The 25,979-nt window shown below is 56.1% G+C and carries 22 protein-coding genes and 1 pseudogene; 14 read left to right on the plus strand and 9 right to left on the minus strand.

Annotated features, from left to right (window positions below):
• Positions 1-126: 126 nt before the first annotated feature.
• A complete protein-coding gene (locus tag IEV29_RS11280; protein ID WP_188381400.1) occupies positions 127-888 on the plus strand; it encodes an alpha/beta hydrolase in 762 nt (253 codons plus the stop codon).
• A 58-nt stretch (positions 889-946) separates the two neighbouring features.
• Complete coding sequence (locus IEV29_RS11285) at positions 947-2,317, plus strand: NAD(P)/FAD-dependent oxidoreductase (RefSeq protein WP_308632724.1); 1,371 nt, start codon at positions 947-949, stop codon at positions 2,315-2,317.
• A 60-nt stretch (positions 2,318-2,377) separates the two neighbouring features.
• Here IEV29_RS11285 and fabG read toward each other — a convergent pair whose 3' ends face one another.
• The 9 genes and pseudogenes from fabG to ilvA form a co-directional block, all read right to left on the minus strand.
• Positions 2,378-3,097, minus strand: a complete 720-nt coding sequence (gene fabG, locus IEV29_RS11290) for a 3-oxoacyl-ACP reductase FabG (RefSeq protein WP_188381401.1) — start codon at positions 3,095-3,097, stop codon at positions 2,378-2,380.
• A complete protein-coding gene (locus tag IEV29_RS11295; protein WP_188381402.1) occupies positions 3,094-3,582 on the minus strand; it encodes a hotdog family protein in 489 nt (162 codons plus the stop codon). The genes fabG and IEV29_RS11295 overlap by 4 nt, the downstream gene beginning before the upstream one ends.
• Positions 3,579-4,313, minus strand: a complete 735-nt coding sequence (locus tag IEV29_RS11300; RefSeq protein WP_188381403.1) for a class I SAM-dependent methyltransferase — start codon at positions 4,311-4,313, stop codon at positions 3,579-3,581. Before IEV29_RS11300 ends, IEV29_RS11295 begins: the two co-directional genes overlap by 4 nt.
• 7 nt (positions 4,314-4,320) lie before the next feature.
• Positions 4,321-6,795, minus strand: a complete 2,475-nt coding sequence (locus tag IEV29_RS11305) for an MMPL family transporter (protein WP_188381404.1) — start codon at positions 6,793-6,795, stop codon at positions 4,321-4,323.
• Complete coding sequence (locus tag IEV29_RS11310; protein WP_229726361.1) at positions 6,792-7,400, minus strand: LolA-related protein; 609 nt, start codon at positions 7,398-7,400, stop codon at positions 6,792-6,794. Before IEV29_RS11310 ends, IEV29_RS11305 begins: the two co-directional genes overlap by 4 nt.
• Positions 7,393-9,092: pseudogene (locus IEV29_RS11315) on the minus strand (ApeI family dehydratase). The gene IEV29_RS11310 and the pseudogene IEV29_RS11315 overlap by 8 nt, the downstream one beginning before the upstream one ends.
• Before the next feature lie 10 nt (positions 9,093-9,102).
• Positions 9,103-9,390, minus strand: coding sequence for a phosphopantetheine-binding protein (locus IEV29_RS11320; protein WP_188381405.1), 288 nt, complete (start codon positions 9,388-9,390; stop codon positions 9,103-9,105).
• Positions 9,391-9,627: 237 nt separating this feature from the next.
• Positions 9,628-10,470, minus strand: a complete 843-nt coding sequence (gene queF, locus IEV29_RS11325) for an NADPH-dependent 7-cyano-7-deazaguanine reductase QueF (RefSeq protein WP_188381406.1) — start codon at positions 10,468-10,470, stop codon at positions 9,628-9,630.
• Positions 10,471-10,479: 9 nt separating this feature from the next.
• Positions 10,480-12,003: a threonine ammonia-lyase, biosynthetic gene (gene ilvA, locus IEV29_RS11330; protein ID WP_188381407.1), complete on the minus strand. Its 1,524-nt coding sequence runs from the start codon at positions 12,001-12,003 to the stop codon at positions 10,480-10,482.
• Positions 12,004-12,207: 204 nt separating this feature from the next.
• Between ilvA and IEV29_RS11335 the strand changes: the two genes are divergently transcribed.
• From IEV29_RS11335 to IEV29_RS11390, 12 genes are all read left to right on the plus strand, one after another.
• The gene (locus IEV29_RS11335; RefSeq protein WP_188381408.1) at positions 12,208-12,696 is read left to right on the plus strand and encodes a YqaA family protein; all 489 of its coding nucleotides are present in this window, start codon (positions 12,208-12,210) and stop codon (positions 12,694-12,696) included.
• Positions 12,697-12,823: 127 nt separating this feature from the next.
• Positions 12,824-16,825: a DUF3683 domain-containing protein gene (locus IEV29_RS11340; protein WP_188381409.1), complete on the plus strand. Its 4,002-nt coding sequence runs from the start codon at positions 12,824-12,826 to the stop codon at positions 16,823-16,825.
• On the plus strand, positions 16,822-17,262 hold the full coding sequence (locus IEV29_RS11345) for an HIT family protein (protein WP_188381410.1): 441 nt from the start codon (positions 16,822-16,824) through the stop codon (positions 17,260-17,262). The genes IEV29_RS11340 and IEV29_RS11345 overlap by 4 nt, the downstream gene beginning before the upstream one ends.
• A gap of 83 nt (positions 17,263-17,345) precedes the next feature.
• Positions 17,346-17,777, plus strand: a complete 432-nt coding sequence (locus tag IEV29_RS11350; protein WP_188381411.1) for a gamma-butyrobetaine hydroxylase family protein — start codon at positions 17,346-17,348, stop codon at positions 17,775-17,777.
• Between the two features lie 93 nt (positions 17,778-17,870).
• Complete coding sequence (gene ubiE, locus IEV29_RS11355; protein ID WP_188381412.1) at positions 17,871-18,605, plus strand: bifunctional demethylmenaquinone methyltransferase/2-methoxy-6-polyprenyl-1,4-benzoquinol methylase UbiE; 735 nt, start codon at positions 17,871-17,873, stop codon at positions 18,603-18,605.
• Between the two features lie 8 nt (positions 18,606-18,613).
• Positions 18,614-19,558: a Tim44 domain-containing protein gene (locus IEV29_RS11360; protein ID WP_188381413.1), complete on the plus strand. Its 945-nt coding sequence runs from the start codon at positions 18,614-18,616 to the stop codon at positions 19,556-19,558.
• A 125-nt stretch (positions 19,559-19,683) separates the two neighbouring features.
• Positions 19,684-20,274 carry a ubiquinone biosynthesis accessory factor UbiJ gene (locus IEV29_RS11365; protein ID WP_188381414.1) on the plus strand — a complete coding sequence of 197 codons (591 nt, stop codon included), beginning with the start codon at positions 19,684-19,686 and terminating at the stop codon, positions 20,272-20,274.
• Positions 20,271-21,833, plus strand: a complete 1,563-nt coding sequence (gene ubiB, locus IEV29_RS11370; protein ID WP_188381415.1) for a ubiquinone biosynthesis regulatory protein kinase UbiB — start codon at positions 20,271-20,273, stop codon at positions 21,831-21,833. The genes IEV29_RS11365 and ubiB overlap by 4 nt, the downstream gene beginning before the upstream one ends.
• Positions 21,834-22,065: 232 nt before the next feature.
• The gene (locus IEV29_RS11375; protein WP_188381416.1) at positions 22,066-23,166 is read left to right on the plus strand and encodes an ABC transporter ATP-binding protein; all 1,101 of its coding nucleotides are present in this window, start codon (positions 22,066-22,068) and stop codon (positions 23,164-23,166) included.
• Positions 23,102-24,088 carry an ABC transporter permease gene (locus IEV29_RS11380; protein WP_229726364.1) on the plus strand — a complete coding sequence of 329 codons (987 nt, stop codon included), beginning with the start codon at positions 23,102-23,104 and terminating at the stop codon, positions 24,086-24,088. The genes IEV29_RS11375 and IEV29_RS11380 overlap by 65 nt, the downstream gene beginning before the upstream one ends.
• Positions 24,081-24,857 carry an ABC transporter permease gene (locus IEV29_RS11385; protein WP_229726365.1) on the plus strand — a complete coding sequence of 259 codons (777 nt, stop codon included), beginning with the start codon at positions 24,081-24,083 and terminating at the stop codon, positions 24,855-24,857. The genes IEV29_RS11380 and IEV29_RS11385 overlap by 8 nt, the downstream gene beginning before the upstream one ends.
• Positions 24,858-24,889: 32 nt before the next feature.
• Positions 24,890-25,951: an ABC transporter substrate-binding protein gene (locus IEV29_RS11390; RefSeq protein ID WP_188381417.1), complete on the plus strand. Its 1,062-nt coding sequence runs from the start codon at positions 24,890-24,892 to the stop codon at positions 25,949-25,951.
• Positions 25,952-25,979 lie beyond the last annotated feature (28 nt).

Genomic DNA, 25,979 nt, shown 5'->3' on the forward strand with positions numbered 1-25,979 from the left:
GTTTGTCGTGAAAAGCGAGGATACGTGATGTATGGACTATGACGCATCAAAGAAGTGCCCGGCAATCAGAACGGGCTTGTATCCACAGCGTGTAACCGCACAGTGCGTTCGCGGGGTATCCGTATAATGAGCCGTTTTCCTCAACCTCTCAAGATTGCCGGCCTGATCCTGTTGGTATCGACCGTGCTGACTGCCTGTATGCCGATTGGAATTGTCAAAAGCAAGTTGGATGTTATTGAGGATGTCGCTCCTTGTAAAGGCGACATCGATACGCTTGTTGTACTTCTGCCCGGTGCTTACGATACACCGGAAGATTTTGTCCGACAGGGGTTTGTGGACGCCATGCATGCCCGCCGCATCGCGGCAGACGTCATCATGGCCGATACCCATGTCGGCTATTACACCTCGGCATTGGTGGTTGAACGTTTGCATCAGGATATCGTCATGCCGGCGCGCGCCAAGGGATATCGGCATATCTGGTTTGCAGGCATTTCCCTTGGCGGATATGGTTCCTTGCTTTACGCGAAAGCGTTTGGCGACACCATCGACGGTATGTTCTTGATGGCCCCGTTTCTTGGCAATCGCAGCCTGATTGCGGAAGTTGGCAAATCCGGGCTGGCCGACTGGCCGGTCGGACCGATTGCCGCCAATGACTATGATCGCGAACTGTGGTCATGGATCAAGACGTACGCGACGGCACCTGACCGTGTGCCACCGCTGTATATCGGTTACGGGCTGGAAGATCGCTTTGCAGGCAGTAACCGACTGATTGGCGACGTGCTGCCAGCCAATCGTGTCACGACTGCTGAAGGCGGTCACACATGGAAGCCCTGGCTGGAGCTGTGGCAAGGATTTCTTGATCGGGATGTGCTGCCGCGTTGCCGCTGACGTATGATGTGCGCTTGTTCCGGCGAGAGCGGAACGCATGATTTCCGGAGAGAAAACAATGCAGACAACAGATGAACTGGCGACCGCAGCCGACCCGATGACGGCGACTTCTCGCGCGCAGGGTGTGTCAGGTACACCCATACGCACACAAGTACTGATCATCGGCGGCGGGCCGGCAGGTTCGACAGCAGCAGCGTTGCTGGCACAGGATGGTATTGATGTCACGCTGCTGGAAAAAGCCGTGCATCCACGTTTTCATATTGGCGAGTCATTGTTGCCGGCCAATATCCCATTGCTGGAGAAGCTGGGTGTGAAGGAAAAGGTGGAGGCGATCGGTATGCCGAAGTGGGGCGTGGAGTTCAACTCGATCGAGTCGGACATGAAGACCCATATCGAGTTTGCGGAAGCCTTCGATAAATCAATGCCCTATGCGTATCAGGTGCGTCGTGCCGATTTCGATCACATCCTGATCGACAATGCCCGGGATAAAGGTGCGAATGTCACGGAAGGTTGTCGGGTTCGCACGGTGGATTTCCAGAAAGCGCATGTTGCGATCAAGGCGCAACTTGCTGATGGCCGCCAGCAGGACTATCTGGCCGATTACGTGATCGATGCTTCCGGACGCGACACGTTCCTTGCCAATCAATTCAAAAGCAAACAAAAGAATCGCAAGCACAACAGCTCTGCGCTGTATAGTCATTTCACTGGTGTCGAGCGTTATGAAGGCAAGCGCGAAGGTGATATCAGCCTGTTCTGGTTTGAACATGGCTGGTTCTGGCTGATCCCGTTATCCGACGGCACAACCAGTGTCGGGGCGGTGTGCTGGCCGCATTATCTGGCTTCGCGCAAGGTCAGCGTCGAGCAGTTCCTGATGGATACGATTGCAATGGCGCCGAAGCTGGCGGATCGCATGAAGAATGCCGTGCGCGTCGGCGAGGTGCATGCGACCGGCAATTACGCCTACACCAGCAGCAAGAGCTACGGCGATCGCTGCATGTTGCTCGGTGATGCCTACGCCTTCATCGATCCGGTGTTTTCTTCCGGCGTGTTGCTGGCAATGCAGAGCGCATTTGTCGGTGTCGATGCGGTCAAGGCTTGCTTGCAGGAGCCGAAAAAGGCTGCGCGCGAACTGGCGAAGTTCGATCACCACATGCGTCGCGGACCATCGATTTTCTCGTGGTTCATTTACCGTGTGACCAATCCTGCCATGCGTTTTCTGTTCCTCAATCCCCGTGACTTCCTGCAGACCAAGGCGGCGGTCATGTCGGTGCTGGCTGGTGACATCTTTCACAACAAGGCCATCTGGCCATCGCTGTATGTCTTCAAAGGCATCTACTACTTGTCGTCTCTGTTCAATCCGATGCGTACGCTGGATGCGTGGCGTCGGCGCAAGATCAATATTCGTGATCCGGAAGCAGGATCGGCGTGATGCCGGTGACAATAAAAAAGCCCGCAGCATTGCGGGCTTTTTTATTGTCCATCCTTTTGATCAGATCATCCCGCCATTGATCGAGATGATCTGGCCGGAGATATAGGCAGCCTGTTCTGACGCAAGAAATGCAACCAGATCAGCCACTTCTTCCGGCTTGCCTGCGCGCTTCATCGGCACCATGTTCTGGATCAGCTTGTCGTCGAACGTGCCATCGATCATGTCGGTGGCAATGATGCCCGGCGCGATGGCATTAACCGTGATGCCGCGACTTGCCAGTTCCAGTGAGAGTGATTTGGTGGCCGAATGCAAGGCGCCTTTGGCAGCGGAATAATTGACTTGCCCACGATTGCCGGCGACAGCGGCGACCGAAGAGATATTGATGATGCGGCCCCAGCGTGTACGGATCATTGGCATGGTCAAAGGCTGGGTGACGTTGAAGAAGCCATGCAGCGAAACATCGATGACGTCATGCCATTGCGTTGGCGACATGCCGGGGAAGACGGCATCCGAATGAATCCCGGCGTTATTGACCAGCACTTGAATCGGACCGGCCTCTGTCAATTGTTCCAGCGCTGTGTGCGTCTCTTCCGCATTCGTGATATTGAACGCGGCAACTTCAGCGCTGCCGCCATCGGCAATGATGGCATCGCACACAGCTTGTGCCTTGTCGCGCCCGCGGTTGGCATGCACGATCACATGCAATCCATCCCGTGCCAGACGTTTGCAGATGGCGCTGCCGATACCGCCGCTGCCACCCGTTACCAATGCAAGCTTCATGCTGCAGATCCTTTCATGTTGTCGGTGACCATGCTGGCATCGATGATGACCGTGGCACGGCCATCGAGTAATGGCTTTTGTGAGTGTTGGCCGCGTACGGCGAACTGGTAAAGAATGCAGTTGGGTTCGCTGTGTGTCAGCGTTACTTCGACCTGCAAAGACTCATCCAGATCATCAAGGCGGGCAGCATGGAATGTGGTGTTGCGCACGCTTGCCAGAAAACCGGCTGTGGGGCGTTCCGTGACTGGTGCGTCGGCTTTGGATGTCATCAGCAACGCGGTATGAACCGCCATGGCCTGGGCCGCATATTCAATGCCGTTGGCAGCGCCGAGCCGGCCATGCGCACGCAAGGGATTGGTCGGTGACAGGTGGCTCGCTGTCACCGCGATCATGCGCGCAGCATCCCAGCTTTCAACCCGATCCAGCAGACACATATCGCCCTGATGCGGAATATGTGCGGTCATCCATTCGCGATCAATGATCATGTTTTCGCCTTGTGGCAAACCAGCAGGATATTGGCGAAGGGCGTGCCTTCATGCATCGGCATGGCTTGCACGGAAAAACCCAGAGCCGTGATATCACGTTGCCAGTCGGCGATGCTGCGACAGAAGGTTGGCAGTGTCTTGTGGCCGCGAATGCTGGTCACGACATTGTCGACCCAGTTACTGATCTTGAATGGCAGGCCACCCGCTGCATCACCGACACGCAACAACAGCACGCCGTCATCGGTCAGGCAGGCATGCACACGACGCAGCACATCGTCCTGCGCAGGAAAGTCGACGTAGTGCAAGACATCCAGAATCACGACTGCATCCGATGGCGGGAAGTTGGCAGTGCACATGTTGCCGACTTCGAACGTGGCGCGGGTGCTGTCCTTGTGCAAGGCTGCGCGCGCGCGATCAACATCGCGCGGCATCAGTTCAATGCCATGCACGTGTGCAATGGCTGGTGGCGCTGGCCAGTTTGCCGGCCATTCGCCTTTGGCGTGTTGTGCCTGGGCAGATAACAGCCAGGAAGAAAGCAAACCTTGCCCGCAGCCGATGTCCAGTACGCGAATGCCGCCATCCCGATGCGGCAGGAGATTGCGTGCCAGCATGCCTTTGAATACGGGATCGCGCCCCAGTTTGCCTTGCGCAAAATGCCAGGCAAAACGTCCTGCTTGCTGGTAGGGCGCACACGCGGCGGTCAATAGATTTTGGATGGCATTGATCGTCATGGTCACGTCATTTCTTGGATGAGTCGGATGATTTGGAATGCAGCATGCTTGAGAAGACGGCCGAATACACCAGCGCCAGAATCACGCCGATGCCGACTGTCTTGCCGATGGCACTGAGAATAGGCACGCTGGAAAAGCCGAGCACGCCAAAGCCGATGACCGTCGTCAGATTGGCAAAGATCAATGAGGCCAGCGTAGTTGGCTTGATCTGCGCAACGACCTCCTGTGCGCCGGTTTCAGGATCGGTCACCACGGTGGTCGGCGGCTGCGCAAAGAACAGGGCATAGTTGGAGCCGACTGCCACGATCAGCAACAGGCCGACCAGATGCAGGATCGTCATGCGTTCGCCGGTCAGCATGAAGAATGCCGCAACGCTGAGAACGGCGGTAATCAGTGGCACCATCACGCGCGCCAGACCGCCCGCCGAACGAATGCTGAAACCCAGCAGCACGGTCATGGCGGCCAGCCCGCACAAGGCCAGTAACACCGCTTCGCGCATATAGCCGCTATACAGCTTGTCGGTTTCGATCTTCAAATCGATGAAATAGGCCTCCTTCACTCCCGATTTTTCCAGCTCGCTACGCATCAAGGCGGCATCGATCAGATGATCGTCGGCGTTGGCAGTGAGTGGCAACAACGCGGTGGTTTCGTCTTGCTGTTCGATCAGCAGTGAATCGGTCGCCAGCGCCATCGACGTGCCGGTCAGATCTTTGCGCGACAGAAGGCGTGATTCCAGCTTGTCTGGTTGTGTGGCGGTTTGCGCGAGCGTATCAACCGACGCGATGAAGGGGGCAAGGACGGATGCCTGAAACGGTAATCCGGCGATGGCCTGCGCCACACGCTGATTGAGCGTTGCCGCATCCGGCAGGCTGGCCAGTCTGGCTTTCTGCATGGCCTGACTTGGCAGATAGCGTGTCGGGCTTTCAAACGCTGCCAGATGACCGTGTTCCACCATGCCATCCAGACGCGCTGCGACTTTTTCGGATGCCTGTAGCGCATCTTCCAGCGTCTTGCCTTTGACGACGACCAGATAGCGCACATCGGGGGCACCAATATCCTTGCGCAATTTTTCGTCGAGGTCTTTGTCTTGCTGGCTGACAGGGCTCAATGCACCGAGTTCTGGTTGCCAGAGGTCATTGCGATTGATCCACAATATGACGCAGGCAATGGTCACCAGACCAAGCACGACAAGGCGCAGACGTCGCAAGACGATGATGGCTCTCTCCAGGGCAAAACCAATATGCGACAGATCGCGGACCACGAAGTCACGTGGCAACAGTGAGGGCAGGACATACCGTGTGACGAAGGCGGCCGAGACCAGCCCGGCGATCGTAAACAGGCCAAGTTGCGCCAGACCGGGAAAGCCCGAGAACAGCAGGGCACCAAAACCAGACATTGATGTCAAGACGCCAAGCCGAATCGTCGGCCATGATTTTTTTGCCCAGTCTGCACTGTTCTTTGCGCTGCCAGACTGAATGAACAGATAGATCGCGTAATCGATGGCTTCACCAATCAGCGTGGTACCAAAGCCGAGTGTGATGGCATGCACGCTGCCAAAACCGAGACTGACGGCAATCGTGCCCGCCAGAACGCCGCTCAAAACGGGCGCCAGACCAAGCAGCACGGCGATCCCGGAGCGATAAACGATCAACAGGATCGTCATGATCAACACGGCACTGATGATGGCGAACAGGCCGGCTTCCTTGCTGATGGTATTGCGCGCATTGACCCCGAACACGCCGGGACCGGTCATGATCATTGTGGCTTTGACAGCTTGCGGGAGTGTCTTGGCGACGTCTGCTTTTGCCGCCTCGAATTTTTCGCGGATATGGGTGATGGCCATTTCCTGACCATCGGTGTCGGAGCCGAGGGCGCGTGTTTGCGCCAGAATCAGCGCACGGCCGCCATCTTTGGCCACCCAGACTCCTTGTACCTTGCGGGGCTGCTGACCACTGTTGAACTGGGTAATCAGTGTTGCCATTTCGGCCGTCGGATCTTGCGGCAGGATATCTTTCACCAGCATGCCTGCTGGCGAGGCCAATAGATCGACAGTTTCACTAAAGGCCTCGTGCAAACCTTCGACGCTAAAGCGCTCCGGCGTCACGCCGGGACTCAGCAGATAGCGATTGTTGAAGAGATAGGCACGATCCTTTTCCTGATTGACGGGCTCGCCGTTGTTGACGGAAACGAACTCATCATTGCTGCGCATCCTTTGCGCGAGTGCTTTGGACAGCGCTGCATGGGTTGGCGTATCGGCACCATCGATGCCGATCAGGATCATGCGCGAGACCATGCCGTCGCGCAGTTGCTCGACCAGCAGCTTTTGTTCCTGCGTCGGATTGTTCGGCAGGAAAGCCGTGAGGTCGGCGGTGAAGGTCGAGCGGAACAGAATGCCGACACCAATCAGCAGCAGGATCAGCCAGACGCCGATTGCCTTCCATGATCGTGGCGGTGCAGCATGGTGTTGCGCGGACGTGGTCATGGGCGCGGCTTCTCGATCGTCATGACGGAACGGTCGCCATCCGCCTGCTGGACTTCGACTTCGCGCACTTCACCGGCCGTGCCGCTGAGCGTGATGCGCTTGACCTTCTGGCGTGCCTGCAGATTGCTTGGTGTCAGTGCCAGTTTCCATTGCTCGCGTGTCCCGGTCAGGGCAACCACATAGTTGAGTTCGAGCGAACGACGGTCGCCTGCCAGCGTGGCGCGGATGCTTTCGATCAATGCGGCCAGCTCTGGCGACTCGTTGAGATCGATCGCAAATTTATGTTTGCCGCGTTCCAGCGTAATCATGTCGCGCTCAAGCAGCATGCGTTCCGGTTTGGGTTTGATGGTTCGCTTTTCCAGCTTGTCGGGTGGCGTGTAAAACATTTCGCCCGAGGATTCGACCGGACGATCCAGTGTCGAGATGTATTTTTTTTCGACGAAATTGACTTTGGCTGGTTTGGTCTGCGCGAGGCTCGCCATCAACTGATCCATGGTCCAGTCGGCAGCATGAGCCAGATTGCATCCCACAGCCAGGATGGTGATGCCGAGCGTGCGTGTAACGAACGATGTTGCGCGCATAAAGCAGAAGGTGTGATTACGCATGAAAGACTCCCGAGACGGCAATGTGCTCCGCATCCTTGATGTCAAACTGGATATTGCCGGCAGCATTGGTTTCGTAATGAATGACCAGCGTGGTATCCGGCAAAACCGGCCGCAGGAATTTGACGCTGTTGAGTCTGCAGCTGACCAGTTCGCGTTGCAGATGTTGCGTGATCGCATGCAATGCCAGGTCCAGCAGCACAACGCCGGGCGTGATCGGCATGCCGGGGAAATGACCGGCAAACGAAGGATGATCGGCAGGGATATGCAGCGTGAGTGTTTGCATCAGTGCGTGTCCGTTTTATTGGTGGCAAAGGTAGCCGCCAGTTCGGCCAGTGCGGCATGGGGCAGTTTGCCGGTCGCGTTGCGTGGCAGTTGCGGCACCTTGAGCAAGGGGCGGGGCATGAAGGCTGGATCGATTTTTTCGCGCAACACGCTCAGAATCGTTTCCGTCTCGACCAGCGGGGCGACGACAAATGCCTGCAATCGCGTCACTTCGCCGGACGTCTTTTCCGGCGGCATGTAGAACGCGCCATCTTCGACGCCGGGAATCGCATTCAGATGATGGTTCAAGTAGGCGAGAGAGCTGCGCTTGCCTGCAATGTTGATCATATCTGCCATGCGGCCATGCATCAGAAAGCGCCCTGCCTCTTTCAGCTCGATGGCATCGTTCATCGGCATCGGCACTTCGACATGACCGCCGCTAATCCACATGCGTTCGTCACTGGCGTCGTCCGGATGGCGTTGCATCTGAATGTTCGGGAACAGGTTCCATTCCTGCGACACAGTCGGACGTCGCGTGGCGATCTGACCCGTTTCGGTGCTGCCGTAGATTTCGCATAACGGCGCCTTGAATGCCTGTTCCGACTGCGCTGCCAGTTGCGGTGCGAGAGGTGCGGTTGCGGATACGATCAGGCTGGTTGATGGCAGCGCGGTTTGCATGCTGATCAACTGGCGCAAATGCACGGGCGTGGTGACCAGTACGCGTGGGGCGGGAACCTGCTCCAGCGTGCGGCAGATATCGGCAGGGTAGAACCACGGTGCGCTCGCCATGGCAAAGCCATTGATCAGCGGCATCAGCACAGTCGACTCAAAGCCATACATATGTTGTGGCGGTACGGTACCGACGATCGTGCAGCCGGATGCGTTCAGCAGTCCCAGTTGTTGTGCTTCCGCCTGCACATTCCGTACGAGTGCGCCCCACGTTTTCCTGTGGGCGACCGGGAGCCCGGTCGAGCCGGAAGTAAAGACATAGGCCACCACCTGATCATCGACGAGCTGCGGTACGGCAAACGTGATGTTTTCTTCTGGGCGCAGTGTCGGAAACGCGGTTTGCGGCAGGGCGATTGTGCAGTTCGCCTGATCGGTCAGACAGCTTGCATCAGGCGCAAACCCTTGCAGTTGCCGTATGGTTTCCGCTGTCCGTGTCGATGGCAGAAGATTGATCTTGCCCGCCACCATGATCGCGCACAGCGCCACCAGAAAACGGTAGCGGTCGTGACAGTCATTGAGGACATGCGTGGACGCCGGCAGTTGAGGAATCAGTTGCCTGACATCGGACAGGAACTGCGCAGCCGTAACCGCATGCGTGTCGCGCCATGCCACGATGCGTGACGGATCCGTGTGCGGCAACAAGGGCACGAATGGGCGCAACGAGGCTGGCGGCGCGCCATCCGGTCGATCTGCATGGCGCATGAACAACGACTTACGAAGCCTTGTTGGCTGCGATGTAGTCCGACAGCGAGCGCAGCGAGGCAAAGATTTTTTCGTTGTCTTCGTGATCGGCGCGCAACTGGATGCCGTAGTTTTTGGAGACCACCAGAGCGACTTCGAGGATGTCGATCGAATCCAGACCCAGGCCGTTGCCATAGAGGGGTTCATCCGGTGCGATCGAAGCAGGATCGGTATCGAGGTTCAGAGCGTGAACGATCAGTTTTGCCACTTCCTGCATGAAAGCTGGATCGGCGGAAGCGTTGTTGTTTGTCGTTGTCATAATGGTATGGATAAGTTCTGCGCCGGCGATTATATAAAAGATGAGGCTGAATTTTGCAGCGACTTGCTTGCAGAACTGTTACATCATTCTTTACTTGTTACGACACACATTGTCTCGTCTGTGCGCCATGTTGCGAGCGTCATGTATGGTAGCGAATAAATCACCTGCGGCGACAATAAATAACATTTGGTAAGCAATTGCTGTTGTGCAAATGCGCAACCGCTGAATAGACCACTGTTATTGGCGAGCGTTCCGTGCGTTGGACGGGGGTGTGCCTGTGCTGAAATTGCTGCGCCACGGATTGATGTCGAGCCCGCCGCGGCGTGTATAGCGCGCATAGACTGCCAGCTTGTGTGGTTTGCAATGACGCAGGATGTCCATGAAGATGCGTTCCACGCATTGCTCGTGAAATTCATTGTGTTCACGAAAACCGATCAGGTAACGCAACAAACGCTCCTGATCGATTTGCGGACCCGCGTACTTGATCTGTACGCTGGCCCAATCCGGCTGGCCAGTGACGAGACAGTTGGATTTGAGCAGATGCGATACCAGCGTCTCCTCGACAGGCGCTTCATTTTCTTCCGCGCGCAGCAAATCAGGGTTGGGAGCGTAGTCATCGACTTCGATATCCAGTCGGTCCAGCAGCAGTCCGTCCAGTTCGCCCATGGATACCTGCGAAAAATTCTCCGGCAGCGTCAGTGCGATCTGTACGGGTGCACCAAAGCCGGCGGATATATCGGCACGCAACAGTTCCAGCAAGGCGTCGGTACCACCCAGCTTGGTTTGATTCAGGGAATTCAGGTACAGCTTGAAGGACTTTGACTCGATGATGTTGGGCGAATCGGCCGGCACCATGAAGCGTGCCAGCGCAACCTGCGGCTTGCCGCGCATGTTCAGCCACGATACTTCGTACGCATTCCATATATCCATGCCGAAGAAAGGCAGGCGACCTTCGCCCAGACCGATCTCCTCACGCTTGTATTGACGCGGGATCGAAAACAGCAATGACGGATCGTACTGCGACTGATACGTCGATGGCTGGCCGAGGGGCGAGCCGTTGGTTGGCGAAGGCGTGCTCATGGAACTCTTTTACAAAAACAGCTTGTAGACGGGATTTTCGCTTTCATCCCAGTGGCGATAACCAAGACCGGCGAGGAAGGCACGGAAGTCTTTCATTTCCTTCTTCGGCACTTGCAGACCAACCAGAATGCGGCCGACGTCACCGCCCTGATTGCGATAGTGGAACAGGCTGATATTCCAGTTTGGCGCCATGCTGTCGAGGAAGCGCATCAGCGCACCCGGACGTTCAGGAAATTCAAAGCGATACAGCAGTTCGTTCTGCGCCAGCTCGCTCTTGCCGCCGACCAGATGACGGATATGGCCTTTGGCCAGTTCATCGTGCGTCAAATCCAGCGTCTTGAAGCCATGCTTCTCAAAATTTTTCGTGATCTTGGTCGGCTCGTCTTTATCGGCTATCTGCATGCCGACAAAGACGTGCGCCTTGCTGGCATCGCTGATGCGGTAGTTGAATTCGGTCACATTGCGCGGACCGATCAATTCACAGAAGCGCTTGAAGCTACCGCGTTCTTCCGGGATCGTGATGGCAAACACCGCTTCGCGTGATTCACCAACTTCGGCACGCTCTGCAACGAAGCGCAGGCGGTCGAAGTTCATGTTGGCACCGCATGCGATGGTGACCAGCGTTTCATTCTTCAGCGGCTTTTTCTCGGCCTTGGCACGTTCCATGTATGCCTTGGCACCGGCAATTGCCAGTGCGCCTGCCGGTTCCAGAATGCTGCGCGTGTCCTGGAACACGTCCTTGAGGGCAGCGCACACCGCATCGGTATCCACCAGAATGATGTCGTCGACGACTTGCTTGGCCAGGCGGAAGGTTTCCTCGCCAACCAGCTTGACTGCGGTACCGTCCGAGAACAGGCCGACGTCATTGAGGGCGACGCGACGACCGGCCTTCAGGCTGCGTGCCATGGCGTCGGAATCGGTGGTTTGTACACCGATGATCTTGATGTCGGGGCGCACAGCCTTGACGTAGGCGCCGATACCGGCGATCAGGCCGCCGCCGCCAATGGCGACAAAGATGGCGTGGATCGGCCCCGGATGCTGGCGCAGGATTTCCATTGCAATCGTGCCCTGACCGGCAATCACATCCGGATCGTCGAATGGATGGACAAAGGTTAGTTTGTGTTTCTTTTCCAGATCGAGCGCGTGCTGATAGGCATCCGAATAAGAATCACCGAAAAGCACGACCTCGCCGCCGCGTGCCTTGACGGCTTCGATTTTTACCGGCGGGGTGGTGGTCGGCATCACGATCAGGGCTTTGCAGCCAAGTCGCGTCGCTGCCAGCGCAACGCCTTGCGCATGATTGCCGGCAGAAGCGCAGATTACGCCGCGCTTGAGTTTCTCCGGCGGCAGATTCGCCATCTTGTTATAAGCGCCGCGCAGTTTGAAACTGAAGACGCTTTGAATATCTTCGCGTTTGAAATAAATCTGGTTGCCGAAGCGTTCTGACAGGGTTGGGGCCAGTTCCAGCGGTGATTCGACTGCGACGTCGTAGACGCGTGCAGTGAGGATTTTCTTCAGATAGTCGGTAGTCATGATGTCGTGGCTTGGCGCGCGAATGAACGAGCGTGTGCGCAAAATAGGCGGCACAACGCAGCCGTTCATTATAATGGACGGCTTTGCCAGCCGCAGTGGCAATTGATCGTCTTATGGCGAGATCGGGGTGGCAGTGTCGTCTTGGTTGAGTAGCGTTGCTTATTTTTCGGGAATGTTCGCAAGTGAAGTCGGTATGGTGTTTCCATGATTGAATCCGCTGTGCAGTGGCTGCTCGCCTTTTTGGCCGAGCCGGAAGTAGGACTGACTTCTGTCTTCCTGATCAGCCTGATTTCTGCAACATTGCTGCCACTGGGCTCGGAGCCCGCCGTCTTTGCCGCAGTCAAGGCCAACCTTGCCATGTTCTGGCCGATTATCTGCGTCGCAACCGTCGGCAATACGCTTGGCGGTCTGGTCAATTACTGGATGGGTTTGGGGGCCAAGCAGGTGTTTGCCAAGGAGCGCCAGACGCGCTGGTTTCACTGGCTTGAGCGATTTGGCGCAAAAACCATGCTGGTGTCCTGGCTGCCGGGTATTGGCGATCCGCTCTGTCTGCTGGCAGGTTGGCTGCGCCTGCCGTTCTGGCCCTGTGTGTTTTACATGGCGATCGGCAAGTTTTTACGCTATCTGACGATGACCTGGCTGCTTTTGTATGTGCCGGATGGCTTCTGGCATTGGGTTGGCGGTTGGTTCTAGGCTGACACAAGGCGATTTTTAGACAAAAGACAACGTTTTCCTGTCACGCAAGGTGCGTTCCCGTCCCAACGGGACAGGCGGCAATCGGCTAGAATGCGTGTTTAGCGTCAATGCAATCCAATTTCTGATGAACGCTCCAGCACAAGTTCAGACACTTCTCGCCGATCTGCCCGGCGGCGCAGCGCCTACGCGCTTGCGTGAAATTCCCTATAACTACACTTCCTTTTCCGACCGCGAGATCGTGATGCGCCTGCTCGGGGAAGAGGCGTGGGAATTGCTGTCGACCTTGCGTTCCGAGCGTCAGACCGGCCGATCGGCACGCATGCTGTATGAAGTCCTCGGTGATATCTGGGTCGTGCGCCGCAATCCGTATCTGCAGGACGATATGCTGGATAACCCCAAGCGACGTCAGGCATTGATCGACGCACTCAAGCACCGTCTGGCCGAAGTCGACAAGCGCCGTGCCAAGGATCTGGCTGTGGCGGATGATGTCAACGCTGCGCGTCGCGCTGCGGCGGTGGAATCGCTGGTGCAGGCCGCATGCAAGGCGGTGGCCGATTTTGGCGAAGAATTCCGCAATACCTGGGATTTGCGCAAGCGCGCCACCCGCGTGCTGGGCCGCTACACCGACAAGGACAACATCAAGTTCGATGGCCTGTCGCGTGTTTCGCACGTGACCGATGCGACCGACTGGCGCGTTGAATATCCATTTGTCGTGCTGACGCCCGATAGCGAAGAAGAAATGGCAGGGCTGGTCAAAGGCTGTATCGAACTTGGCCTGACCATTATTCCGCGTGGTGGTGGCACCGGTTATACCGGCGGTGCGATTCCGCTGACGCCGATGTCGGCCGTCATCAATACCGAAAAACTGATTCAACTGAGCGACGTCGTGATGACGACGTTGCCCGGTGTGGATCGCGAATATGCGACCATCTATTCGGGCGCAGGCGTGGTGACCAAGCGTGTGGCCGATGCGGCGGAAAAAGCCGGCTTCGTGTTCGCTGTCGATCCGACTTCGGCAGAGGCCTCGTGCATCGGTGGCAATATCGCCATGAATGCCGGTGGCAAGAAAGCCGTGTTATGGGGAACCGCGCTCGACAATCTGGCGAGCTGGCGCATGGTCGATCCGAACGGTGACTGGCTGGAGGTCACGCGTCTTGAGCACAACCTTGGCAAGATTCACGATGCGCCGGTTGCCAAGTTCAAGCTGGAGTGGACGCATCCGAGCGAACGCAGACGCAAGAAAAACACGCCGTTCAAGACCGAGATTCTCGAGATCGCCGGCCGCACTTTCCGTAAGGAAGGTCTGGGCAAGGACGTGACCGACAAGTTCCTGTCCGGTTTGCCGGGTGTGCAGAAGGAAGGCTGCGATGGCCTGATCACCTCGGCGCGCTGGATTCTGCACAAGATGCCGAAGCACACGCGTACGGTGTGTCTGGAGTTCTTTGGCCATTCGCGCGATGCGATTCCGTCGATTGTCGAGATCAAGAACTTCCTCGATGCGGAAACCAAAAAAGGTGGCGCGATTCTCGCCGGTCTTGAGCATCTGGACGAGCGTTATCTACGGGCGGTCGGTTACGCGACCAAATCCAAGCGCGGCATTCTGCCGAAGATGGCGCTGTTCGGCGACATCGTCGGTGACGATGAAGATGCGGTCGCGCAGGCCGCATCGGAAGTGATCCGTCTGGCCAATACGCGTGTGGGCGAAGGCTTTGTCGCTGTCAGCCCGGAAGCACGTAAAAAATTCTGGCTCGATCGTGCGCGTACCGCAGCGATTTCCAAACACACCAATGCGTTCAAGATCAACGAAGACGTCGTGATCCCGCTTGATCGCATGGGCGAATATTCGGATGGCATCGAACGCATCAACGTCGAGCTGTCGATCAAGAACAAACTGCAATTGCTGGCAGAACTGCGCAGCTTCTTCGTCAAGGGCAATCTGCCGTTGGGCAAGAGCGATGATGTGGAAGGTGACGATATTCCGGCGGCCGAGCTGCTCGAAGATCGTGTGCATCAGGCCGAAGAACTGATCGACGTCACGCATGCACGCTGGTCGTATGTGCTCGGCAATCTCGACAAACCATTGCGTGAGGTCAAAGCAGACTTGCTGACGCATGGCTTCGAAAAAATGGCAGGTATCTTTGACGAGCGCTTGCAAGCACAGCCAACTGCCACGTTGTTCGATATCGTTCAGGATCGTACCATCCGCATTTCGTGGAAGACCGAAGTGCGTATGCCGTTGCGGCAGATTTTCAGCGGCGCATGGTTCCGTCTGATTCTGGAAGAAGTCACCGCCATCCACAAACGCATCTTGCGTGGTCGCGTGTTTGTCGCGCTGCACATGCATGCGGGCGATGGCAACGTGCATACCAATATTCCGGTCAATTCCGATCATTACCAGATGCTGCAGGATGCGCATGAAGCCGTTGCGCGCATCATGAAACTGGCGCGTTCGCTCGATGGCGTGATTTCGGGTGAACATGGTATCGGGATTACCAAGCTCGAATTTTTGACGGATGCCGAGCTGGCGGATTTCCGTTCGTATAAACGTCGTATCGATCCGGAAGGCCGTTTCAACAAGGGCAAGCTGATGGATATGGCCGAGCTTGGTGCCGATCTGCGCAACGCCTACACGCCGTCGTTCGGTCTGATGGGACATGAATCGCTGATCATGCAGCAAAGCGATATCGGCGCGATTGCATCGAGCGTCAAGGATTGTCTGCGTTGTGGCAAGTGCAAACCAGTGTGCTCGACACACGTGCCGCGTGCCAATCTGTTGTATTCACCACGTAACAAGATTCTGGCGACCTCGCTGCTGGTCGAGGCCTTCCTGTACGAAGAGCAGACACGCCGCGGCATTTCGATCAAACACTGGGAAGAATTTGAAGACGTGGCCGACCACTGCACCGTGTGCCACAAGTGTGTGACCCCATGTCCGGTTGATATCGACTTTGGCGATGTGTCGATGAACATGCGCAATCTGCTGCGCAAGATGGACAAGAAGAGCTTTAATCCGGGCACCACGGCGGCGATGTTCTTCCTGAACGCAACCGATCCGACCACCATCAATGCCACACGCAAGGTCATGATCGACTGGGGTTACAAGGCACAGCGGTTTGGTCACGATGTGTTGAAGAAGATGGCGAAGAGGCAGACGCGCGCACCGCAGCCGACTGTGGGCAAGCCACCGATCAAAGAGCAGGTGATCCACTTCATCAACAAGAAGATGCCGGGCAACCTGCCAAAGAAAACAGCGCGTGCCTTGCTGGATATCGAGGACGACAAGGTTGTGCCGATCATCCGCAATCCAAAGACCACGACGGTCGATACCGAAACGGTGTTCTACTTCCCGGGTTGTGGTTCCGAGCGTTTGTTCTCGCAAGTTGGTTTGGCAACCCAGGCGATGTTGTGGAATGTCGGCGTGCAAACCGTGCTGCCGCCTGGCTACCTGTGCTGCGGTTATCCGCAACGTGGTTCGGGCGATTATGACAAGGCCGAGAAGATCATTACCGACAATCGCGTGCTGTTCCATCGCATGGCCAATACGCTCAACTACCTCGACATCAAGACGGTGGTGGTGTCGTGCGGCACCTGCTACGACCAGTTGCAGGGCTATGAATTTGAAAAGATCTTCCCCGGCTGTCGCATCATCGATATCCATGAATTCCTAATGGAGAAGGGCGTCAAGCTCGAAGGTGTGGAGGGCGTGCGCTACATGTATCACGATCCTTGCCATACGCCGATGAAATTGCAGGACCCGCTGAAGACGGTCAACTCGCTGATCACCACCGTTGATGCGCAGAAGATCGAGAAAAACGATCGCTGCTGCGGCGAGTCCGGCACGTTTGCCGTGACGCGCCCTGATGTCTCGACCCAGGTTCGCTTCCGCAAGGAAGAGGAAATGGAAAAGGGCGCAGGCAAATTGCGCGCCGATGGGTTTGATGGTCAGGTCAAGGTACTGACATCGTGTCCGTCCTGCCTGCAGGGTTTGTCGCGCTACAACGATGATTCCGGCACCACGGCCGATTACATTGTGGTCGAAATGGCCAAGCATCTGCTCGGCCCCAACTGGTTGCCGGAGTACGTCGAACGCGCCAACAACGGCGGTATTGAGCGCGTGCTGGTATGACACGGATCGGTTCGGGTTGCGAGCTGTGCGAACAGCATGGCGGCGAGGTCTTGTTTCGCAACGACCAATTGCGCGTCGTTCTCGTCGATGATGCTCACTACCCTGGTTTCTGCCGCGTGATCTGGCATGATCACGTTGCGGAAATGACGGATCTGTCACCGGTCGATCGTTCGCTGTTGATGCGTACGGTTTGCCAGGTCGAAGCGGCCTTGCGTGAAGTGATGCAGCCGCACAAGATCAATCTGGCCAGTCTCGGTAACATGGTGCCGCATCTGCACTGGCATCTGATTCCGCGTTATACCGATGACGTTCATTTTCCGCATCCGATCTGGGCGCCATTACAGCGTCCGCCCGATCCGGATACGCTGGCACAACGTCGTGCGCGTCTGCAGGATCTGCGTGCTGCCGTGACCCGACATGTCACGTGCGTCGCGTGAACAAGTGTGATGCAGTGCGCCTTGCTTGCATGACGCGTTATCCTGTCTGATTCTTCCCGATTCAATTCCAAAACGAGGACACCATGAGCGGCCCTAGTTCCCATCCAGCGACACCCATCCCGACCGATATCAAGGTGCGTACGCAATCACGTGTACTGGAAATCGCGTTTGACGACGGCAAGCAGTTTTCGCTGTCGTTTGAATTTCTGCGCGTCTGTTCGCCGTCCGCGGAAGTGCGTGGCCACGGGCCGGGGCAGGAGACCTTGCAGACCGGCAAACGCAATGTGGGGATTACTGCCGTCGAACCAGTCGGCAACTATGGTCTCAAGCCGATTTTTGACGATGGGCATGACAGCGGCATCTATTCATGGGAATTCCTGTATCGCATGGGCAAGGAGCAGGTGCTGATGTGGGAAGACTATCTGCGTCGACTGGAAGCCGCCGGCTTCACGCGTGAAAGCGGTCGGGACGCACCAATGATGGTGTCGGGACCGACTGGCTGTAGCACCCACTGATTGTTGCAAAATATTTCCAATAAGAAATAAAAATAACGTTTATTTCACGTTTTCCTAACATCTGTATAATTCAAACCTGCGAGCGGAAATGCCATGACAAATTCCACCCATTTCGGTTACCAAACCGTTGCTGAAGAAGAGAAGGTTCACAAGGTCGCCGAGGTATTCCATTCGGTAGCGGCCAAGTATGACGTGATGAATGACTTCATGTCGGCGGGTCTGCATCGTGTGTGGAAGGCGTTCACGATCGCGCAAGCAGGGATTCGTCCCGGCTTCAAGGTATTGGATATTGCTGGCGGCACCGGTGATCTGGCCAAGGCATTTGCCAAACAGGCCGGGCCGACGGGCGAAGTGTGGTTGACCGATATCAACGAATCGATGTTGCGCGTTGGGCGTGATCGACTGTTGAACAAAGGGCTGGTCACCCCCACATCCTTGTGTGATGCGGAGAAATTGCCGTTTCCCGACAATTATTTTGATCGTGTCAGTGTGGCTTTTGGTTTGCGCAATATGACGCACAAGGATGTTGCTCTGGCAGAAATGCGTCGGGTGTTGAAACCGGGCGGCAAACTGCTGGTGCTTGAATTTTCAAAAGTGTGGGAGCCACTTAAAAAGCCCTACGACATTTACTCGTTTTCCGTGTTGCCATGGTTGGGAAAGCGTGTGGCGAATGATGCCGATAGTTATCGTTATCTGGCCGAATCGATTCGCATGCATCCCGATCAGGAAACGTTGAAGGCGATGATGCAGGAGGCTGGTCTTGAAAGAGTCCAGTACTTCAATTTGACAGCCGGCGTGGCCGCATTGCACACCGGTATTAAACTCTAGGAGACAGCATGAAAAAATTACTGTTGGCAGTGGCGGTTATGGTCAGTTCGATGACCTTCGTCGCGACCGAAGTCGAAGCCAAGCGCATGGGCGGTGGCGGTTCTTTCGGTAAACAGTCCCAAAGTTTTCAGCGTCCTGCACCGGCGCAACAGTCGTCGCAGGCGGCTAACAGTGCACAACGTCCGGCTGCGGCTCCTGCTGCGGCTGGTGCAGGAGCTGCTGGCGCGGCTGCAGCCAAACCAAGCATGATGCGTAACATTCTCGGTGGCGCATTGCTGGGTCTGGGCCTGGGTGCATTGTTGTCGCATCTGGGTATTGGCGGCGCACTGGCAAGCATGATCAGCACCGTCTTGATGATTGCTCTGCTGGCCTTTGCTGCAATGTTCATCTATCGCATGATCAAGGGCAAAAGTGCAGGCGGCCAACAAGGTCAGCCTTCGTTTGCGAACAATTACTCGGCCAAATCGAGCACGCCTGAAATCGGTTCGGGATTGAATCAAGGCTACAACGCGCAACCATCGGCATTGCAAGGTGCTGGTTCGTTCGGTGGCGCTGCGGCTGCCGTCGAGGCAGATGATCGTGTGCCAGCGGATTTCGACGTGGAAGCGTTCGTGCGCAACGCAAAAACCTACTTCATCCGTCTGCAGGCTGCATGGGATCGTGCTGATGTACAAGACATCCGCGAATTCACCACGCCGGAAATGTTTGCTGAAATCAAGATGCAACTGACCGAACGTGGCGCAGCAGAAAACCATACCGACGTCGTGCAACTGGATGGCGAATTCTATGGTGTGGAAACGGTTGGTGACGAATATATCGCCAGCATCAAGTTCTCGGGCCTGATCCGCGAATCGCAAGATACGCCTACGCAGCCATTTACCGAAGCATGGAATCTGTCCAAGCCAGTCAACGGCAACGGCGGCTGGGTGCTGGCTGGTATTCAGCAGCTGTAATTCAGCCACTGGCATGATCTGATCCGGTCTCGGATCTTACGACGAGAGATCGCTGGCAGCTTCACGCTGCAAACTGTTAAACTTGAAGCCGCCTGTGAATGGTCACCGGCGGCTTCTTTTTTGCCATGACAAGACTATCTCCCGCGATGCTTCCTTCTGCTGCCATCAATCATCTGCTTGCGCAGGAAGGATGGGCGCGCGCGCGTTTGGAACCGCACGCAGGCAAGATTGCGGTGTTTGATGCGGGTGTGTTTGCCTTGCGTCTTAAGGTGCGTGCTGACGGCTTGGTCGAAGCAGCGGATGCCGCGGATGCCGCAACGGTCACGATTCGCGTGCAGCTATCCGATCTGTCAGTGATTCTGCAGAATCGCGAACGGGCGTTTTCCTATGTGAAGATTGAGGGTGATGCCGATTTTGCCAATACGATCTCGCAGTTAAGCCAGTCCCTGCGTTGGGAGGCCGAGGATGACTTGAGCCGCCTGGTTGGTGACATTGCCGCACGACGTGTGACAGAAGGTGCACGCGCGGTTGTGAAGAATGCGCAGGCAGTCCATCAGTCGGTGACGGAAAACGTCGCCGAGTATTTTCTGGAAGAGAATCCTCTTCTCGTTCGTCCGCGCGCGGTTGCGGACTTTACCAATGACGTCACCAGGTTGCGCGACGATGTTGCGCGCCTTGCCAAGCGTATCGAAAAGCTCAAGGGCGGCAATTCATGATGTTGAAATTTATGCGGGTCCTCAAGATCCTGCGTGTGGCGATTCGTTATGGATTGGACGAGATCGTCATCTCGGGTTTGGCCATTCCTCGCACGGCACGTGTCTTTGATCGCCTGCTGTTCTGGCGTGACCTGTCGGCACCACGCGGCGAACGTTTGCGTCTGGCGCTGGAAGAGCTGGGCCCGATCTTTGTCAAATTCGGTCAGGTGCTGTCGACGCGTCGCGACTTGATGCCGATGGACATCGCGGATGAGCTGGCGCGCTTACAGGACCGCGTGCCGCCGTTTTCGTCGGATGTGGCGATTGCGCAGATCGTCAAGTCGCTCGGTGCACATCCTGATGTGCTGTTCAATCATTTCGAGCGCGAGCCGGTTGCCTCTGCTTCGATCGCGCAAGTGCACTTTGCGCAACTGAAAAATGGTCGTGAAGTGGCGGTCAAGGTCTTGCGGCCGGGTATCAAGCGATCAATCGACGACGATGTGGCGCTGATGCATATTGTTGCCAACATGATCGAGCGCTTGTGGGCCGATGGCAAACGCCTCAAACCCCGGGAAGTCGTGGCCGAGTTCGATAAATATCTGCACGATGAACTGGATCTGATGCGTGAGGCCGCCAATGGCAGCCAGTTGCGACGCAACTTCGCCAATTCCGATTTGCTGGTCGTGCCGGAAATGTTCTGGGACTTTTGCTCGACCTCGGTCATCACGATGGAGCGCATGAATGGCATTCCGATTTCACAGACCGAGCGTCTGATTGCGGCCGGCATCGATCTGAAAAAACTCTCACGCGATGGCGTCGAGATTTTCTTCACGCAGGTATTCCGTGATGGTTTCTTCCACGCCGACATGCATCCGGGGAATATCCTTGTTTCGACTGATCCGCGCACGTTCGGTCGTTATATTGCGCTCGATTTCGGTATCGTTGGCACGCTCAATGATTTCGACAAGGACTATCTGGCGCAAAACTTTCTTGCCTTTTTCCGCCGCGATTACAAGCGCGTGGCGCAAGCCCACATCGAATCGGGTTGGGCGCCCAAAGAGACGCGCGTGGATGAACTGGAATCTGCAGTCCGCGCCTGTTGCGAACCTATTTTCGATCGTCCGTTGAGTGAGATTTCCTTCGGGCAGGTGCTGCTGCGTCTGTTCCAGACTTCACGCCGCTTCAATGTCGAAGTGCAGCCGCAGCTGGTTCTGCTGCAAAAAACGCTACTTAACGTCGAAGGTTTGGGACGGCAACTCGATCCGGAACTGGATCTGTGGAAGACGGCCAAACCCTATCTCGAAAAATGGATGAACGAGCAGGTTGGCTGGCGTGGCTTGCTGGAAAACCTCAAAATCGAGGCCCCACGCTACAGCAAACTCTTGCCGCAGTTGCCGCGTCTGGCACATCAGGCCTTGTTGCAGGCCTCCGAGCCGCATCCCGACAATGGCGATTTGTTGCGCCGTCTGATTGATGAACAACGACGCACGAATATGCTGCTGGGTGTGATGGTGTATTTCGGCTGTGGTCTGATAGGCGGTGGCGTATTGACCTTGCTGTTCTTTACCTTTGCCGGTTGATCGCGTGCAGTGATGTGATTTGGCTGATGCCGCCCCGAACCGTCCGTTGCACCCGGCGATGTGAGGCTCCAACGTTATCTTGTCGACAAGTCGCTTGGCAGCCGATAGCGCGCATGGTTTGATTTGCCCCATTTGAGGGCGCGACTTTCCCTTAAAGCCGGGCGCGCGATTTGCTACAATTGCTCGGTTTTTTCAACCCCCGCAATTGCTTGCACGCCCAGTTCAGGACAAGATGGCGCTTCTCGAAATTCGTAACCTCAGCCGTCGTTTCGGCGATTACACGGCAGTCGACAATATCAGCCTCTCGATCGAGGCTGGCGAGTTCTTCACGCTGCTCGGCCCATCCGGTTGCGGCAAGACCACGTTGCTGCGCATGATTGCGGGCTTTGATGTACCGGATGCAGGCCAGATTCTGCTTGATGGTGTGGATCTGACTGGCGTGCCACCGGAACAGCGTCCAGTGCGAACTGTCTTCCAGAACTACGCTTTATTCCCTCATATGACGGTGGCGCAGAATATTGCGTTTCCGCTTGAGATGGCCAAGACACCGAAAGGCGAGATTCAGACCAAGGTCGATGAGGCGCTCGAAGATGTGCGCCTGACCGGTTTTGCAGCGCGCTATCCGCATGAATTGTCGGGTGGGCAGCGTCAGCGTGTATCGATCGCGCGCGCGCTCGTCACCCATCCCAAACTGCTGCTGCTTGATGAGCCGCTGTCGGCGCTCGATGCACAGTTGCGTGAACAGATGCAGATCGAGCTGATCAATCTGCAAAAAGAAGTCGGCATCACGTTTATCTATGTGACACACGATCAGGCCGAAGCGCTGGCGCTGTCGCATCGCATTGCCGTCATGAACAAGGGCACCGTCGAACAGCTTGACGAGCCAACCCGCATCTACAGTTATCCGCAAAGCCGTTTCGTTGCCGACTTTATCGGTACCTGCAATCTGTTCGACGGTACGATCACGCAAATCGAAGGCAACACGATGTGGCTGGATGTGCCGAGTATGGGCATGGTCAAGACATCGACTGTACCGGACGCACGTGTTGGCGCCAAAGGCACGATTGCACTGCGGCCGGAAAAAACCCTGGTCAGCGCCGAGATCGTGCGTGGCGTGGCAGACGAAAATCACTTCGACGGCCACGTCAAGGAACTGCTCTATATGGGCGGTGTAACGGTTTATATCGTGGAAACCGAAGGCGGCGCACGACTTGAAACCTTGCTGGCGAACTCCGCAATTGGTCGGCCGCGCTTCTTTGAGGTCGGCGATGCCGTCGATGTCGCATGGCGTATTGACGCTGGCCACTTCATTGTCGATGGCGCACATGGCTGACGCTGCAGCACGCACGCCGGTCAAGCCGGTCAGCTCTTCCCGCGGCAATGCTCTGGCGCGCTGGCTGATTGGCGGGCCGCCGCTGCTGTATCTGCTGGTGTTTTTTGCGCTGCCCACCCTGATCATGGGATTCGCGGCATTCCGCTATCCGGGGGATTACGGTGGTCTGGCACCGATGTTTGACGATGCAGGACAGCTCGATCTGACGTTCGAGAGCTTCTCCGCCTTTTTCTCGACACCAATCTATTTCGTCATCTTTCTCAAGTCGCTGCTCTATGCACTGATCACCACCGTGGTCTGTATTGCGATGGCGTATCCGGTTGCCTTGCTGATTGCACGCAGCCCAAAGAAATGGCGCAATCTTCTCGTGCTGCTGGTGATACTGCCATTCTGGAGTAATTTCCTGATCCGCATTTATGCATGGATGATCATCCTCGGTCCGCAGTCCTTGTTTACGCGTGGGTTGAACAGCATGCTGGACGTGTTTGGCCTTGGGCCGGTATCACTGCTGTACAGCGTGTTCGCGGTCATTGTCGGGCTGGTCTATGTGCATCTGCCTTTCATGGTCTTGCCGCTGTATGCCAATCTGGAAAAGCATGATCCGGCTTTGCTGGATGCGGCGCAGGATCTGGGAGCCAATGCCTGGCAACGCTTCTGGCGCGTGACCTTTCCACTGTCACTGCCGGGTGTGGTGGCGGGCTCGGCCTTGGTGTTTATTCCCGCGCTGGGCATTTTTGCGGTGTCCGACATTCTTGGCGGTACCGACGGCATCATGATTGGCAATGTCATCAAGCAGCAATTCCTCGAATCGCGGGACTGGCCTTTCGGTAGCGTGCTGTCGATCATGCTGACGGTGGCTGCACTGGCCGTGGCCGGTTTGGCAGCCTTGTTGGCGCGTCCACGCAGGAGGGCGCATGGCTAAGATGCGTCATTCTCTGCTGCTGACTGTCAGTGCGGTCCTGGTGTATGCCTTTTTGTACGTGCCGCTGGCAATTGTGGTGCTGTATTCGTTCAACGATTCGCGCCTGAATGCGGAATGGGTTGGCTTTACACTCGACTGGTATCGCAAGCTGTTTGCCAATCAGGAGATGCTGACGGCTGCAGGCAATTCGCTGATCATTGCGCTGGTATCGAGTGCCATTTCCACCGTGCTGGGCACGATGGCCGGATTTGCCTTGCATCGCTACAAGATCAAAGCCTTGCAGATTCTGGTGCTGACACCGATTGCGATTCCTGAAATTCTGGTGGGGGTGTCGCTGCTGATTTTCTTCGTGATGCTGAACATGACGCTCGGCATGCTGTCCATCACGCTGGCGCACATTGCCTTCAGTATGGGTTTTGTCGCGATTGTCGTGCAGTCGCGTCTGTCGGGGATGGATGAAAGCCTGACGGAAGCCGCGCGTGATTGCGGTGCGACGCCATGGCAGGCTTTTCGTCGGGTGACGCTGCCGCTGATCATGCCGGGCGTGGTAGCCGGTGCGTTAATGGCCTTTACGTTGTCGATCGATGATTTCGTGATTACCTTCTTCACGGCAGGTGCCAATACGTCAACATTGCCGCTGCAGATTTACTCGATGATCAAGATTGCCGTCACGCCGGAAGTCAATGCGATTTCAACCCTGTTGATGGGTTTGACGCTGTTCCTGATCATTCTTGCTTCCAAGTTGTCACCTAACGCCTTCCGTTCCTGATTTTGTTGCTGATCTTTTGCCGAGGACTTGCCATGAAAAAACTGTTAGCTGTCTTTTCTCTCTTGCTGATTGGCGCTTCGGCGCAGGCGCAGGACAAGCTGCATCTGTACAACTGGAATAACTACCTTGCAGATGCGACGGTCAAGGCATTCGAGGCATCGTGCAAGTGCCAGTTAGTGCAGAGCTACTATGGCGATAACGAAGAAATGCTGGCCAAGCTGGCAGCAGGTGCGAAGGGCTATGATTTGCTCGTGCCGACCGGGAACGCGCTGCAATCGCTGATCAAGCAGAATGCGCTCAAGCCACTCGACAAGAAGCTGCTGCCTAATCTCAAGAACGTGAATCCGCAAATGATGGATACGCAGTTCGACAAGGGCAATCAGTTTTCGGTGCCATATGCCTACACGGTGACGGTATTGGGTTACAACGAACAGAAGATGAAAGAACTCGGTATCAAGGTCGATAGCTGGGCGGCCATTTTTGATCCGGTCATCCTGTCCAAGATCAAGGGCAAGGTCACGGTGCTGGATTCTGCCAACGAGTTGATGGCAGCTGCCATGAAGTATCTCGGTTACTCGATCAACGATACCGATGAGAAAAAATGGCAAGAGGCCAAGAATGTGATCCTGAAAGCAAAGCCATATTGGGCCGCTTTCAATGGCACCAGCTACATCAAGGGTTTGACCGTTGGTGATATCTGGCTGGTCCACGGTTATTCGAACGATATCTATCAGGCGGATGAAGACGCCAAGGCGGCAGGGCGCAAGTTCCGTATCCGTCATGCCTTGCCGAAAGAAGGCGCGGCGATGTCGCTCGATAGTCTGGTGATTCCGAAGGATGCACCGCGTCCGGATCTGGCACACAAGTTCATCAACTTTGTACTGGATGGCAAGAACGGCGCCGAGTTGAGCAACCTGATCGGTTCTGGTAGCCCGAATTCGGCATCAATCCCGTTCATCAAACCCGATCTGGCGAAAAATCAGGCCATCTTCCCGGATGCCGCCACTACAGCGAAACTTGAAATGCTGCAGGATCTGAACAGCAAGCAGCGTCGCACGCTCAACCGCATCTGGACCGAGATTCGCGCGCGTTGATCAGGTACGGGCCGGCCACAGGACGCAT

Source organism: Oxalicibacterium faecigallinarum (genome assembly GCF_014635705.1).
In the GTDB taxonomy this organism is placed as follows: Bacteria; Pseudomonadota; Gammaproteobacteria; order Burkholderiales; family Burkholderiaceae_D; genus Oxalicibacterium; species Oxalicibacterium faecigallinarum.

Bases quoted from the DNA above. Each gene is read 5' to 3' on its own strand.
- IEV29_RS11285 (WP_308632724.1), top strand. From the start codon at position 947: ATGCAGACAACAGATGAACTGGCGACCGCAGCCGACCCGATGACGGCG.
- IEV29_RS11300 (WP_188381403.1), bottom strand. From the start codon at position 4,313: ATGACGATCAATGCCATCCAAAATCTATTGACCGCCGCGTGTGCGCCC.
- IEV29_RS11280 (WP_188381400.1), top strand. From the start codon at position 127: ATGAGCCGTTTTCCTCAACCTCTCAAGATTGCCGGCCTGATCCTGTTG.
- queF (WP_188381406.1), bottom strand. From the start codon at position 10,470: ATGAGCACGCCTTCGCCAACCAACGGCTCGCCCCTCGGCCAGCCATCG.
- IEV29_RS11345 (WP_188381410.1), top strand. From the start codon at position 16,822: ATGACACGGATCGGTTCGGGTTGCGAGCTGTGCGAACAGCATGGCGGC.
- IEV29_RS11340 (WP_188381409.1), top strand. From the start codon at position 12,824: ATGAACGCTCCAGCACAAGTTCAGACACTTCTCGCCGATCTGCCCGGC.
- IEV29_RS11310 (WP_229726361.1), bottom strand. From the start codon at position 7,400: ATGCGTAATCACACCTTCTGCTTTATGCGCGCAACATCGTTCGTTACA.
- ubiB (WP_188381415.1), top strand. From the start codon at position 20,271: ATGATGTTGAAATTTATGCGGGTCCTCAAGATCCTGCGTGTGGCGATT.
- ubiE (WP_188381412.1), top strand. From the start codon at position 17,871: ATGACAAATTCCACCCATTTCGGTTACCAAACCGTTGCTGAAGAAGAG.
- IEV29_RS11305 (WP_188381404.1), bottom strand. From the start codon at position 6,795: ATGACCACGTCCGCGCAACACCATGCTGCACCGCCACGATCATGGAAG.
- IEV29_RS11365 (WP_188381414.1), top strand. From the start codon at position 19,684: ATGACAAGACTATCTCCCGCGATGCTTCCTTCTGCTGCCATCAATCAT.
- IEV29_RS11295 (WP_188381402.1), bottom strand. From the start codon at position 3,582: ATGATCATTGATCGCGAATGGATGACCGCACATATTCCGCATCAGGGC.
- IEV29_RS11360 (WP_188381413.1), top strand. From the start codon at position 18,614: ATGAAAAAATTACTGTTGGCAGTGGCGGTTATGGTCAGTTCGATGACC.
- IEV29_RS11375 (WP_188381416.1), top strand. From the start codon at position 22,066: ATGGCGCTTCTCGAAATTCGTAACCTCAGCCGTCGTTTCGGCGATTAC.
- fabG (WP_188381401.1), bottom strand. From the start codon at position 3,097: ATGAAGCTTGCATTGGTAACGGGTGGCAGCGGCGGTATCGGCAGCGCC.
- IEV29_RS11385 (WP_229726365.1), top strand. From the start codon at position 24,081: ATGGCTAAGATGCGTCATTCTCTGCTGCTGACTGTCAGTGCGGTCCTG.
- ilvA (WP_188381407.1), bottom strand. From the start codon at position 12,003: ATGACTACCGACTATCTGAAGAAAATCCTCACTGCACGCGTCTACGAC.
- IEV29_RS11320 (WP_188381405.1), bottom strand. From the start codon at position 9,390: ATGACAACGACAAACAACAACGCTTCCGCCGATCCAGCTTTCATGCAG.
- IEV29_RS11390 (WP_188381417.1), top strand. From the start codon at position 24,890: ATGAAAAAACTGTTAGCTGTCTTTTCTCTCTTGCTGATTGGCGCTTCG.
- IEV29_RS11350 (WP_188381411.1), top strand. From the start codon at position 17,346: ATGAGCGGCCCTAGTTCCCATCCAGCGACACCCATCCCGACCGATATC.
- IEV29_RS11335 (WP_188381408.1), top strand. From the start codon at position 12,208: ATGATTGAATCCGCTGTGCAGTGGCTGCTCGCCTTTTTGGCCGAGCCG.
- IEV29_RS11380 (WP_229726364.1), top strand. From the start codon at position 23,102: ATGCCGTCGATGTCGCATGGCGTATTGACGCTGGCCACTTCATTGTCG.